The organism is Streptomyces sp. NBC_01314, from assembly GCF_041435215.1.
Lineage (GTDB): Bacteria > Actinomycetota > Actinomycetes > Streptomycetales > Streptomycetaceae > Streptomyces.
Window position 1 is genome coordinate 8,550,779 of the sequence record NZ_CP108394.1, and the last position, 13,428, is coordinate 8,564,206.

The window sequence follows — 13,428 nt, forward strand, 5'->3', positions numbered from 1 at the left end:
AGGAAAAGTGCGGTGGCCCGCGGGAACTTCCCGCGGGCCACCGCTCGTTCTCCCATCAGCCGCCCTGGCCCTGCACCGATCAGCCCTCCTGGCCCACGGGTTCGACGAACTGCATGTCCAGTTGGACCTTGACAACATCACCGAGAAGACCGGCCCCGAAGTCCAACCCGTAGTCGCTGCGCCGGATCTCACCCGTCGCCTCGAACCCGGCATGCCTGCGACCGTCCCCGGGGGAGTCCACGACCCCGCCGAACTCGACGGCGAGCGTCACCGGGCGGGTCACGTCCCCGATGGTCAGGTCCCCTTCCATCGACCACTCCTCGCCCGCCCCGTGCACCTTCGTCGAGCGGAAGGTCATCGACGGACGTTTCTCGACATCGAGCAGATCCGCCGAGCGTGTGTGCGCGTCACGGTCGGGGTTCCCGGTGTCGAGGGAGGCGAGGGCGATCTCCGCGCCCACCCGCACATCGTCGACCGTGCCCCCGGCGTGCAGCTCGGCGGTGAACCGCACGAACCGACCCCGCACCTTGGCGATCCCGAGGTGCCGGATCGTGAAGTTCACGGCGGAGTGCAGCGGATCGAGTTCCCAGTGGCCGGGGGACAGAGGCAGAGCTGTGGCGGTCGGCGCCTGGGGCGCGTTGTCCTGAGTCATGCCTCCACCATCAGGCGTTCCACACCCGGGAGGGAGGCCGGGGAAAGAGTGGTACCGCGAGGGCCACCCTCAGCGGCGGCACACCCTGTACGTTCGACGGGTGAGCGACAACGAGTTGGCCGCCTTCCTGCGCAGCCGCCGCGAGGCCATCACCCCGGCCGAGGTGGGACTGCCCACCGGCCCCCGCCGCCGCGCACCCGGCCTGCGCCGCGCCGAGCTGGCGACCCTCGCCGGGATCAGCGTCGAGTACCTCACCCGGCTGGAACAGGGACGCGACCGCAACCCCTCGTCCCAGGTGCTCGGCGCCCTCGCGGACGCGCTGTGCCTGCGGGTGCCGGACCGGATCCTGCTGCGCCGGCTGGCCAAGGAGAGCGGCGACGACAAGATGCTCTGCTCGGCCGCCCCGCCCGCCCACACCGTACGGCCCACCGTGCGGGCCCTCCTCGACCGACTGGAGCCCACCCCGGCCGTGCTGCTCAACTGGCTCGGCGACATCGTGGCCCACACCTCGGGCTACGAGCGGTTCGCCCGCCCGCTCGGGCTCCTCGACGGCGACCCGCCCAACGTCATGCGGTATCTGTTCACCGACGCGCGGGCCCGCACGGTATACCCGGGCTGGGAGCGGCTCGCCGACGAGCAGGTCGCCCATCTGCGCCACGAGGCCCCGCTGCACGACCCCCATGTAGCCGCCCTGGCCGAGGAGTTGACGGTCACCGCGGGAGCCCGGTTCACCCTGCGGCTGAAGGGAGTACCGGCCATGCCGCTGCGCAACGGCACGGATCTCATCGAGCACCCCGAGGCGGGACGGCTGCGCCTGTCGTACGAGACGCTCGCCCTGCCGGACGACGGCCAGCGCCTCATGGTCCACCTCCCGGCCGACGAGGCCACGGCCACCGCCCTCGACCACCTCAACGGCCTCAAACCGGGCGCCCTGCGCGCGGTCAGCGGCTGAACGCGGCGCACGAGCGGTCCCGCGCGCGGGCCGAGGCCTTCGCCGGTCGGCCCGGTCAGGACGCCGCCGCGCGCGTGGGAGCGCTCAGACCTCACCCACCTCTGCCGCGTACGGCGGCTCCGCGCCCGCTCGGGAACAGGTGATCGCCGCCGCGCGGGCGGCGAAGCGGAGCAAGCGGGTCCAGTCGTCGGTGCCGAGGGACGCGAGGGCCATGTCGGACAGGGCGTCCCAGGCCGACAGGCCGTGGAGGAGGGCCGCGTTGACCATGTCACCGGCGCCGATGGTGTCGACGACGTCGATCTTCTCGCCCGGTACGGAGTGCTCCGCGCCGGCGCGGGTGTGGACGGTCAGGCCGTCGCCGCCGCGGGTGACGACGACGGCAGAGGGGCCCGAGTCAAGCCACCGGCGTGGGGTGCCGCCCAGCCAGTGCGCGTCCTCCTCGGAGAGCTTGAGCAACGACACCGAGGGCAGCCAACTCCTGAAGCGGGCCCGGTAGGCGCCCGCGTCGGGGATCAGCCCCGGCCGGATGTTGGGGTCGAGGGCGGTGAACACGCCCTGGGCGGCGGTGGCGTGCATCAGCTTCTCGTACGCGCTCGCGCCGGGTTCCAGGACGAGTGAGCAGGTGCCGAAGGAGACGGCCCGGGTGCCGGCGGGGAGCCGGGCCGGGGCCTCGAAAAGGCGGTCGGCGCTGCCCTCGACGTAGAAGGAGTACTGGGCGGAGCCGCCCTCGCCGATCGAGGCCAGGGCGAGGGTCGTCGGCTCGGGACCGCGCTGCACGGACGCCACGTCCACGTCCGCGTCCCGCAGGCCGCTGAGCAGGGACTCGCCGTAGGCGTCGTACGACACCCGGGAGCAGAAGGCGGTGGGGGAGCCGAGACGGCCGAGCGCCACGGCCGTGTTGTAGGGGCCGCCGCCGCGCGCCGGCCGCAGATCCACGAGTGCGCCCGCACCCTGCGGGACCAGGTCGATCAGGGCTTCACCGGCGACGACGATCACAAGGCGGGTCCTTCCTCGGGGCTCTCGGCCGGAAGTATCGCAAAGGGCGTGCGCACCGCGTCGGCCGGTCATGTCGGCGCTGGCCCCACACCTCGCGGCCGGTCACTCCCAGTCCCAGCCGATCCCCACGATCCCCGGCCGTACCCGTGGTTCGACGAGGTGGACCGAGCGGTGAAGGCCGCTCAGGGGGAGTGTCTGCCGGCCGCTGCGGGGGGCCGCGGCGGAGTGCTGGCTGAAGCGGTGGCAGCGCACGGGCAGGGCCCGTTCGTCGAAGCGGACCTGGAGGGCGTACTGGCCGCCCGTGGACCGGAAGCCACGGACGTACTCGGTGCAGACACCGGCCGTGCCGTCGTCGAAGCCGTAGCGGAAGAGGAAGGTGTCCCCGCTGCGCAGCCGGGTGTCGAAGAGGAGTTCGGCGACGAGGACACCCGTCTCCTGGTCCCAGCGCACCCGTCCGCTGCGGCAGTTCTCCAGCGCGCGGACGGCCATCCGCTCCGGCGCGCAGCCCGGGTCGCCGTGATGGACGGCGACATAGCGGTCCACACCGTCCTTGTGGGCGCGCACGATGTGCTGGGACTCGCGGCCCAGCAGCTCCCGGCACGGGCCGACGCGGACCCGCTCGTGGTGGCCGACGGTGTGGACACCGCCGTCGAGTGGCACCTCCAGGCCGGTGAAAAGCCGTTCCAGGACGCCGGAGGCCTCCACGACGGAGCGGTACGAGCGGCGGGCGGGGCGTTCCGGGCCAGGGTGCTCGTCGGCCTGGGCGAGCAACCGGATCAGCGACTCGTCCGGGAGCTGGAGGATCTCCTCCAGGGCCCGCACGGCCCGTAGCGACTCGGGACGTTGCGGACGCCGGGCGCCCTGCTGCCAGTAACTGAGGCTGGTGACACCGACCTTGACCCCGTAGCGCGACAGATGGTGCTGCACGCGTTGCAGCGGCAGGCCGCGGGCGGCTATCGCGGCGCGCAGCGCGACATGGAAAGGACCGCCCCGCAGGACCGATTCCAGCTCCGCCGTGGCGACGTCCGTGGCGACGTCCCTGACCGCCGCGATGTCCGCGTGCTCTGTGGCGTGCCGCATGCAGGGGCCTTTCTGTAGAGAAGAGCGCGACGGGTGGTCGGACCGCGCGGGCCGATGGGGCGCCCGGTGGACGCTCGGGGCGCCGGGGGCCCTGGACGGCCGTCCGTCTTCACATCCGTACGACGGCGTTCCTTGCCCCGGGTTCCCCCGCATTGAAGCGTGTTGACCAGGTCCCGACAACACCTGACGCGTGACATGGCCGGACACCATCGGCAAGATCCTCAACGCGCTGGTGACCCGCGGTCAGGCCTCAGCAGGTCCCGCAGCGCCTGCCCCGAGACCTTCGACTTGTGCAGAAATCCCCGGGCGGGACTGGCGGCGACGAGTTCCTGGAGGTCGTCCAGCGGGTGCGTGGAGGTGAGGATGATGACGCACGCGGCGGTGCGCGCGAGCCTCGGCGCGAGCTCCAGGCCGCTCTCGCCGTCGAGGTCGATGTCCAGAAGGACGAGATCCGGGGCCAGCTCCGCGGCCCCTGCCAACGCCTCCGCGCCTGTGAAGGCCACGCCGACGACGCGGATCCCGTCGCGCTCCAGCAGCGTACGGGCGGCCTCCAGAAACCGGGCACTGTCATCGACGATGAGACAGCGCATGGACATGCTCACAGCCTTCCAAGGTGGTCACGGGCGCACATTCCGGCTAGCGGGAAAGAGTCGGCGCCGCCGGATTCCCGTCAGCCGGAATGTGCTGGCGTCCTGTGCCGGATCAACGGGTTCGCTCTCACCGAGGGAATCGAACGTGACACGAGGAGTAGCATGTCGCCGCCGTGGGGGCCGATGCCGTCCGGTCGAGTGGGGGAGTGCGATGAACACGCAGCGCCAGGACCTCGGAGAACGTCCTGTTCGCCGTGCCCTGTTGTCGGGTGCGGCGGCCGTCGTGCTGCTCCTGGCCGGGTGCAGCGGCGGTGACGCGGACGGCCGGGTGGACGAGGGCGACAAGGCGGCGGACGACACGACCTGCGACGGGAGGATCGAGGGCACCGCGCACATCACGATGTGGTTCCACGCGGGGCAGAGCGGTGAGCAGAGCACGCTGAAGAACCAGGTCAAGGAGTTCAACAGGTCCCAGCGGCAGGTGCGGGTCGAACTGGTCACCCTGCCCGAACAGCGCCCGTACACCGACCTCGTCCTGTCCGCGGCGGCCAGCGGCGACCTGCCCGACCTGCTCGACTTCGACGGCCCGAATCTCTACAGCTACGCCTGGTCCGGCACCCTGAAGCCGATCGACTCCTGTGTACCCGCGAAGACCCGGAAGGACCTGCTTCCCTCCATCCGTGAACAGGGCACCTACGACGACCGGTTGTGGGGCGTCGGCACCTTCGACTCCGGACTCGGCCTGTACGTACGGCCGTCGGTGCTCGAGAAGGCCGGGGTCCGGGTGCCGAAGGGCGTCGACGACGCCTGGACCGCCGACGAGCTGACGGAGATCCTGCGCAAGCTGCGCGCGCAGGGCTACGAGGCGCCGCTCGACCTGAACTTCACCGACTCGAAGGTCGCCGACGAGTGGAACACCTACGCCTTCGCACCGGCCGTCTGGTCGGCGGGCGGCGACCTCATCGACCCCGGGGAGTTCCGCACCGCCGACGGGTACCTGAACAGTCCGGAGACCGTACGGGCCCTCACCACCATGCAGAACTGGGTGGAGGAGGGATATGTCGACAGGGACAAGGAGAAGGACAGGAGCGCGTTCGTGAAGGGCCGCAGCCCCATCTCCTGGATGGGGCACTGGAGGTACGGCGAGTTCAGCGAGGCGCACCCGGGCGACGTGGCGATCGTGCCGCTGCCCGACTTCGGCACGGGTACCGTCACCGGCATGGGTTCCTGGCAGTGGGGCATCCCCGCCGGGGGCACCGACGGCGACGCGGTGTGGCGTTTCCTGGAGTACCTGTTGCGGCCGGAGCAGGTGGCCAGGATGAGCGAGGCCAACGGCGCGATCCCGGCGACGGAGAGGGCCGTGAAACTGTCCCCGCTGTACGACGAGGACGGCGCGGAGCGGCTGTTCATCGAGCAGCTGCGGAGCGGCACCGCCCGGCCCAGGCCGCAGACACCGGCGTACCCGGCGGTCACCGCCGCCTTCTCGCACGCGGTCGCCGACATCGTCTTCTCCGGGGCGCCCGCGGAGAAGACACTGGACGACGCCGTCGAGGCCGTCGACCAGGATCTCGCCGCCCACGACGGTTACCCGAAGAGCGGACCATGACCCGTGCCGCCGTGCCCCGGCGGAGTACTCGCGGGGTGCCCCGTCGGCTCGGTACTTCGCACAGACCCCGCCGGGCCCTGCCGGCGCTTCTGCTCTGCATGGCGCTGCTGCTCGCCGGCTGCGACGCGGGCGGGGGCGGCGACGAGGACACCCGGCGGGGCTCCGACGCGACCTGCGACGGGCGGATCGACGTCCCCGCGCAGATCACGATGTGGTTCCACGAGCCGGCGGCACGCGGCGAACGGGAGGCCGTACAGGCCCAGGTGCGGGCCTTCAACACCTCCCAGGACGATGTGAAGGTCCGGCTCGTCCGCCTCCCGGCCGGCCACTACGACGACCTGGTCCGCACGGCGGCGGCCGACGGCGAACTGCCCGACCTGCTCGACTTCGACGCCCCGAAGCTGTTCAGCCACGCCTGGGCCGGCGGCCTCAGGCCGATCGACTCCTGCGTCCCGGAGTCCCTGCGCGCCGACCTGCTCCCCTCCGTCGTCGAACAGGGCACCTACCGGGGCAGACTGTGGGGCCTCGGTACGTTCGACTCCGGACTCGGTCTGTACGTACGGCCGTCCGTGCTCAAGAAGGCGGGTGTGCGCATCCCGAAGGGCATCGGCGATGCCTGGACCGCCGACGAGTTCACCGGCATCCTGAAGAAGCTGCGCACCCTGGGCCACGAGAGGCCGCTGGACCTCCAGCTGCCGTGGGCCGGCACCGAATGGGGAACCTACGGGTTCGCACCGGCCCTGTGGTCGGCGGGCGGCGACCTGATCGACCGCTCCACCTATCGAACGGCCGACGGAGTGCTCAACGGGCCGAGGTCGGTCGAGGCGCTGACGACGCTGCAGGGCTGGGTGAAGGCGGGATACGTGGACGCGAACAAGGACTCCGGAGCCTTCCAGAAGGGCAGAAGCCCCGTGTCCTGGAACGGCCACTGGAGGTACGGCGAGTTCAGCGAGGCGCACCCGGGCGACGTGGCGATCGTGCCGCTGCCCGACTTCGGCACGGGCAGCGCCACCGGCATGGGTTCCTGGCAGTGGGGCATGCCCGCAGGGGAGGCCGACGGCGACGCCGTGTGGCGTTTTCTGGCTTTTCTGCTGCGCCCCGACGAAATCCTGCGGATGACCGACGTCAACGGCGGGATACCCGCCACCGATACCGCGGTCGAACGCGCCGACAGGTTCGCCGAGGGCGGCCCAGGGCGCCTCTACATAGAACAGCTGCGCAACGGGACGGCCCGTCCCCGGCCGCAGACCCCCGCCTACCCGGCGATCACCGAGGCCTTCGCCCGGGCCTTCGCGAAGATCATGCGGGGAGCGGCCGTGCAGCCCGCGCTGGACGAGGCGGTGCGTGCCGTCGACAAGGACCTGGCGGACCACGGCCACTACCCCCCGACCGGACCGTGAGGCCCGGCCGTGCTCCGCCCACCGTCCCGCGAACGAGTTCCCGCCCCGCGCCCCGCCGGGGCGCGGGGCCGCCGCGGCGCGGCGACCGTGGGCACCGTCCCGTTCCTGGCGCGGCTGCGGGTCGGCCCCAAGCTGATGCTGCTCGTCCTGCTGCCGGTCACCGTCCTGCTGTCCTTCACCGCGTTCGCCGCCACGGCCCAGTGGGAGGAGGCGCGGACCCTGAGCGACTTCGACACCGCGATCGAGGTGTCGTTCGCGACCAGCGAGGTCGGAGGCGCCGTCGCACGCGAGCGGATCGCCGCGGTCGAGGCCCGGCTGAGCGCCGAACCGGACACCCTGCGCGGCCGCTCGGAGGCCCAGCGGATCACCGACCACGCGCTGCGGTGGGCCTTCGGGGAGGCCGTCGACCGACAGCCGGAGCCCGACGTCGCCGGGATCCTCGACGCCGTACGCCGTCAACTGCACGCGCTGCGGGTCCAGACGGGCACCGGCTCGCTGGACGCGCAAGCCGTGACCCGGCGGTACGGGGCCATAGAGAACAAGGTGCTCGACATAGTCGCCGTCCTCGAATCCGGGCGCCCCACCCGGGCCTCGGGCCGCGCGGCCGACGCCCACATGGCGATGCTGCGGGCCGTCGCCGCCACCGGGAGCGAACGGGCGGAACTCGCCATCCTCTTCCACACACCCGGCGAGAAGCACACCACCGCCGCCGCGGGCCGCTGGACCGAACTGGAGAAATCGCAGCTCAGAAGGTTTCAGCTGACCGCCTCGGACGAGTTGAAGGCCGAACTGCACGCCGCGATCTTCCAGGTCCCCGGACGCGAGGTCCGCAGGGTCCGTGACCTGCTCGCCGACACCGACCCCCGGCCCGCCGACTGGCCCTCGTACGACAGCTGGCTCAGCGACTCGGAGCACTACGTCGACGCCCTGCGCGGCATCCAGGACCGGGCCGCCCGCGAACTCGACGCCACCGCCCACCGCGATCTGCGCGCCACACGGACCCGGGCCTTCACCGAACTGGGCGTCTCCCTCGCCGTCCTGGCCCTCGTCACCCTGCTCGCGCTGGCCCTGCGCCGCTCGATCACCCGCCCTCTCGGGCAGGTCTCCGAGGGCGCCCGCGCCCTGTCGGACGGCGACCTCTCGTACGACATCCGCTACGCGGGATGCGACGAGCTCGGCGATGTCGCCGACACCTTCCGTGAGCTGCGGGTGACCAGTGAACGGCTGGCCGGCGAGATCCGGGCCATGAACACGGCGATCGACGCGGGCCGGCTCGCACACCGGGCCGACGTCGACTCCTTCGACGGCACCTGGGCCCAGCTGCTGGGCGGCATGAACGGCACCATGGCGTCCTTCGCCGCGGCCCACGGCCGGCGCAGACGGGCCGAACAGGAACTGGAGGGCATCTTCAACCTTTCCCTGGACCTGCTCTGCATCAGCGGCGTCGACGGCTACTTCAAACGCGTCAACCCGGCCTTCGAACGCACCCTGGGCTATCCGGTCGAGACGCTGACCTCCCGGCCGCTCCTGGACTTCGTCCACGAGGAGGACCGGGACATCACCCGTGACGCCATCACGCTGCTGGCGGGCGGCACCGAGGTCGCCGAGTTCGAGAACCGGTACCTCCGCGCCGACGGCACCGAGCGCTGGCTGCAGTGGAGCGCCCGGTCGGTCCCCGAGGAGGGTCTCATCTACGCCGCCGCCCGCGACGTCACCGAGAGCCGCCGGGCCTCGCTCGAACAGACCGCGCTGCGCCGGGTGGCGACCGCGGTCGCGCGCGGCGTGCCGCCGGCCGACGTGTTCGGGAAGGTGGCCGAGGAGGTGGCGTCCCTGTTGGGTACGGCGGCGGCCGTACTGCGCTACGAGCCCGACAACAGCGTCAAGGTCCTCGGGATCGCGCACGCGCGCGTGGGCACGGCCGCCGAGGCCGTCCGTATGACACGCCGCGGGGCGGCCCGGAAGACCATCGACGAGGTGGCCCGCACCCGCGGCTCCGCCCACTCGGGCACCTCCGTGGGCGCCCCCATCGTTGTCGAGGGTCGGCTGTGGGGAGTCGTCGTGGCGGCCTCGCTCCTCGATCCGCTGCCCGAGGGCACCGAGTCACGGCTCGCCGACTTCACCGAACTCATCGCCACCGCGATCGCCAACGCCGACAGCCGCGCCCAGCTGGCCGCCTCACGCGCGCGCGTGGTCGCGGCCGGGGACGCCTCCCGACGCCGCATCGAACGCGACCTGCACGACGGCGTCCAGCAGCGCCTGGTCTCCCTGCAGTTGGAGCTGCGGATGACGGAGACCCTGGTGGAGGACCCTTCCTCGGAACTCGCCCAGCAGCTGGACCATCTGGCCAAGGGCCTCGACGACACCTTCCTGGACCTGCTCCAGGTGGCCCGGGGCATCCATCCGTCCGTTCTCTCCAGGGGCGGCCTGGGCCCAGCCCTGCGCTCCCTGGCCCGCCGCTGCGCAGTCCCCGTGGAACTCGACCTCGCCTTCGCCGGTGCCCGCTTCCCGGAACAGGTCGAGGTGGCCGCGTACTACGTCACCTCCGAGAGCCTCACCAACGCCGTCAAGCACGCGCGCGCGAGCGTGGTGACCGTGGCGGCCCAGGAGCGCTCGGGAGTGCTGGAGCTGGTCATCCGCGACGACGGTGTCGGGGGAGCGGACCCCGGCAAGGGGTCGGGGCTGATCGGGCTCATCGACCGGGTGGAGGCGATCGGCGGCCGGTTGACGGTCGCCGGCCCGCCCGGGAGCGGCACGACGCTGAGCGTGCGCCTGCCGCTGGCACCACCCGAAGAGGCCGCGGCGGCCGCGGAGGCTGTCCTGCCGCGTGCGTGACCGCCCGAAGCGTACGCGGGTGAGGCCCGTTCAAAGGGGGGAGTTCGGGACTCGGTACGGGCGTACGTTCGGGCGGTCGAATCGGACGGCGGAGACGGCCGTCCGGCTCCTGGGCAGGCGGATGTCTCGCCGCCTCCCGTCAGAGGCGCCGGTCCACCCGCGGCCGCACACCTGCGAGCATGGCGGGCAAACGTGCAGGTGTCTTCCCGGCCCTCCCCCAACTAGGCTTCCGGCTAGCCGTAAGACCCATGTTCAGGCAGGCTGTTGGGACGAACGGGACAGGTCGGGCAAGGGGGAGACCGAGAGCATGGAGGCCGATCAACATCCGGTGCGCGGGCGGGTGGTGCTCGCGGACGACGACGTGCTCCTGCGGGAGGGGCTGGCGAGCCTGTGCGAGCGCGTCGGCTACGAGGTCGTGGGCCAGGCCGGCGACGCCGGCGGGCTCCTGGACCTCGTCGAGACGGAACTTCCGGACATCGCGATCGTCGACATTCGGATGCCGCCGACCCAGTCCACGGAGGGGTTGAAGGCCGCTGGCACCATCCGGGAACGGTATCCGTCGGTCGGCATCCTGGTCCTGTCGGCGTTCGTCGAGGTCGAGGACGCGTTGGAGCTGCTGGCCGGGGGGCGCAGTATCGGCTATCTGCTCAAGAGCCGGATCACTGTCGTGGACGAGTTCCTGGAGACCCTCGACCGCATCCACCGGGGTGGTTCGGTGATCGATCCGTCGCTGGTGCAGGAGCTGGTGGCCGCGCAGCGTCGTGACGATCCGCTGTCCATGCTCAGCAACCGTGAGCGGGAGGTGCTCGGCCTCATGGCCGAGGGGCGCTCCAATGCGGGGATCGGGAGACGGCTGTGGGTGACCGAGGGGACGATCGAGAAGCATGTGCGGAGCATCCTGGGCAAGCTCCGGCTGCCCGAGGAGCCGGATGACCATCGGCGGGTTCTGGCCGTGCTGACGTTCCTGGAGACGCGCTAGAGCTCGGGGACGACGGTCGTTCGGCGGGCGCGGGTCGCGGACGGCCGGCCCCGCCCACGCGGTGGAGCCGCATACCGGCACAGGTCCCGTGCCCCGTGGAGGCCCGGCCCTTGTCCGCAGGCGCTCCGTGATGTCAGCGGGCGCCAGTAGGGTGTGGAGCATGGCCGATCCCTCCAGCTACCGCCCCAGTCCGGGGCAGATTCCGGACTCCCCCGGGGTGTACAGGTTCCGCGACGAGCACCGTCGGGTGATCTACGTCGGGAAGGCGAAGAGCCTGCGTCAGCGCCTGGCCAACTACTTCCAGGACCTGACCGGCCTCCACCCGCGCACCCGCACGATGGTCACCACGGCTGCCTCCGTGGAGTGGACCGTGGTGTCCACGGAGGTCGAGGCGCTCCAGCTGGAGTACTCCTGGATCAAGGAGTACGACCCCCGGTTCAACGTCAAGTACCGCGACGACAAGAGCTACCCGTACCTCGCGGTCACGATGAACGAGCAGTACCCGCGCGTGCAGGTGATGCGCGGTCACAAGAAGAAGGGCGTCCGGTATTTCGGGCCGTACGCGCACGCGTGGGCGATCCGGGACACGGTCGATCTGCTGCTGCGCGTCTTTCCCGTGCGCACATGCTCGGCCGGGGTCTTCAAGAACGCGGCCCGTACCGGCCGGCCCTGTCTGCTCGGCTACATCGGCAAGTGCTCGGCCCCCTGCGTCGAGCGGATCTCCGCCGAGGACCACCGCGAACTGGCCGACGAGTTCAGCGACTTCATGACGGGGCGCACGGGCACGTACATCCGTCGTCTGGAGAAGCAGATGACCGACGCGGCCGAGGAGATGGAGTACGAGCGCGCCGCCCGCCTGCGCGACGACATCGAGGCCCTGAAGAAGGCGATGGAGAAGAACGCGGTCGTCCTCGCCGACGCGACCGACGCCGACCTGATCGCGGTCGCCGAGGACGAGCTGGAGGCGGCCGTCCAGATCTTCCACGTACGCGGCGGACGCGTGCGCGGCCAGCGCGGCTGGGTCACCGACAAGGTCGAGGCCGTCACCACCGGTGATCTCGTCGAACACGCGCTCCAGCAGCTGTACGGCGAGGAGACCGGCGACTCCGTGCCCAAGGAGGTCCTCGTCCCTGCGCTGCCCGACCCCGTCGGGCCCGTCCAGGAGTGGCTCACCGGCCGCCGCGGGGCCAATGTCTCCCTGCGCATCCCGCAGCGCGGCGACAAGAAGTCGCTCATGGAGACCGTCGCACGCAACGCCCACCAGTCGCTCGTCCTGCACAAGACCAAGCGCGCCTCCGACCTCACGACCCGCTCCCGCGCGCTGGAGGAGATCGCCGAGGCCCTCGACCTCGACAGCGCCCCCCTCCGGATCGAGTGCTACGACATCTCCCACCTCCAGGGCGACGACGTCGTGGCCTCCATGGTCGTCTTCGAGGACGGGCTGGCCCGCAAGAGCGAGTACCGCCGCTTCCAGATCAAGGGGTTCGAGGGCCAGGACGACGTCCGCTCCATGCACGAGGTGATCACCCGCCGCTTCAAGCGCTACCTCGCGGAGAAGGAGAGGACCGGCGAGTGGGTGGAGGACGACTCCACCGCGCAGGGCGACCTGGGTGCATCCGGTGACGGTCTCGACGGTCCCGCCGGCGGCCTCGGCGGCTCCGATGACGGTCTCGGCGGCCCCGCCGGCGGTCTCAAGGACGACGACGGCCGTCCCAAGCGGTTCGCCTACCCGCCTCAGCTCGTCGTCGTCGACGGCGGTCAGCCGCAGGTGGCCGCCGCGCGGCGGGCACTCGACGAGATGGGCATCGACGACATCGCCGTGTGCGGCCTCGCCAAGCGCCTGGAGGAGGTCTGGGTGCCCGGCGACGACGACCCGGTGGTCCTGCCCCGCACCAGCGAAGGCCTCTACCTGCTCCAGCGGGTCCGCGACGAGGCCCACCGCTTCGCCATCACCTACCAGCGCGCCAAACGCGCCAAGCGTTTCCGGGCGAGCCCCTTGGACGAGGTGCCCGGCCTCGGGGAGGCTCGCAAGCAGACCCTGCTGAAGCACTTCGGCTCGCTGAAGAAGCTGCGTTCCGCGACGATCGACCAGATCTGCGAAGTTCCCGGCATAGGCCGCAAGACGGCCGAGACGATCGCCGCGGCCCTAGCCCAGGCGGCTCCGGCCGCACCCGCCGTGAACACGGCCACTGGAGAGATCATGGAGGAAGAGGAGCCCGGTACGACGGCGGACCCCTCTGGGGAGTCCGTGGCCGCGGGCGCCCCGGACCGGCGGCGAGGGCAGGAGACATGACCGAGCACGACGAGCGACGAGACCTCCCGGAGCAGCCAGACCTCCCGG

10 protein-coding genes are annotated in these 13,428 nt (G+C 71.6%); 6 read left to right on the forward strand and 4 right to left on the reverse strand.

The window, feature by feature from the left end:
* Positions 1-79: 79 nt before the first annotated feature.
* On the reverse strand, positions 80-652 hold the full coding sequence (locus OG622_RS37560) for a YceI family protein (RefSeq protein ID WP_371581077.1): 573 nt from the start codon (positions 650-652) through the stop codon (positions 80-82).
* A gap of 100 nt (positions 653-752) precedes the next feature.
* Here OG622_RS37560 and OG622_RS37565 point away from each other — a divergent pair, with 100 nt between their 5' ends.
* Positions 753-1,604 carry a helix-turn-helix domain-containing protein gene (locus OG622_RS37565; protein WP_371581078.1) on the forward strand — a complete coding sequence of 284 codons (852 nt, stop codon included), beginning with the start codon at positions 753-755 and terminating at the stop codon, positions 1,602-1,604.
* Positions 1,605-1,688: 84 nt separating this feature from the next.
* Here the strand turns inward: OG622_RS37565 and OG622_RS37570 are convergent, their stop codons facing one another.
* The 3 genes from OG622_RS37570 to OG622_RS37580 form a co-directional block, all read right to left on the reverse strand.
* Positions 1,689-2,600: a carbohydrate kinase gene (locus OG622_RS37570; protein ID WP_371581079.1), complete on the reverse strand. Its 912-nt coding sequence runs from the start codon at positions 2,598-2,600 to the stop codon at positions 1,689-1,691.
* Positions 2,601-2,702: 102 nt separating this feature from the next.
* On the reverse strand, positions 2,703-3,680 hold the full coding sequence (locus OG622_RS37575; RefSeq protein WP_371581080.1) for a hypothetical protein: 978 nt from the start codon (positions 3,678-3,680) through the stop codon (positions 2,703-2,705).
* 221 nt (positions 3,681-3,901) lie between these two features.
* Entirely contained in the window at positions 3,902-4,276 is a 375-nt protein-coding gene (locus OG622_RS37580) for a response regulator (protein ID WP_371581081.1), read from the reverse strand.
* A gap of 205 nt (positions 4,277-4,481) precedes the next feature.
* Here OG622_RS37580 and OG622_RS37585 point away from each other — a divergent pair, with 205 nt between their 5' ends.
* The 5 genes from OG622_RS37585 to uvrC all read left to right on the forward strand — a co-directional run bounded on the left by OG622_RS37585 (position 4,482) and on the right by uvrC (position 13,380).
* Complete coding sequence (locus OG622_RS37585; protein WP_371581082.1) at positions 4,482-5,876, forward strand: ABC transporter substrate-binding protein; 1,395 nt, start codon at positions 4,482-4,484, stop codon at positions 5,874-5,876.
* The gene (locus OG622_RS37590) at positions 5,873-7,276 is read left to right on the forward strand and encodes an ABC transporter substrate-binding protein (protein ID WP_371581083.1); all 1,404 of its coding nucleotides are present in this window, start codon (positions 5,873-5,875) and stop codon (positions 7,274-7,276) included. Before OG622_RS37585 ends, OG622_RS37590 begins: the two co-directional genes overlap by 4 nt.
* A gap of 135 nt (positions 7,277-7,411) precedes the next feature.
* On the forward strand, positions 7,412-10,108 hold the full coding sequence (locus OG622_RS37595; protein ID WP_371584345.1) for a PAS domain S-box protein: 2,697 nt from the start codon (positions 7,412-7,414) through the stop codon (positions 10,106-10,108).
* 307 nt (positions 10,109-10,415) lie between these two features.
* Complete coding sequence (locus tag OG622_RS37600; protein WP_371581084.1) at positions 10,416-11,087, forward strand: response regulator; 672 nt, start codon at positions 10,416-10,418, stop codon at positions 11,085-11,087.
* Between the two features lie 160 nt (positions 11,088-11,247).
* Positions 11,248-13,380 carry an excinuclease ABC subunit UvrC gene (gene uvrC / locus OG622_RS37605; RefSeq protein ID WP_371581085.1) on the forward strand — a complete coding sequence of 711 codons (2,133 nt, stop codon included), beginning with the start codon at positions 11,248-11,250 and terminating at the stop codon, positions 13,378-13,380.
* The last annotated feature ends 48 nt before the right edge of the window (positions 13,381-13,428 follow it).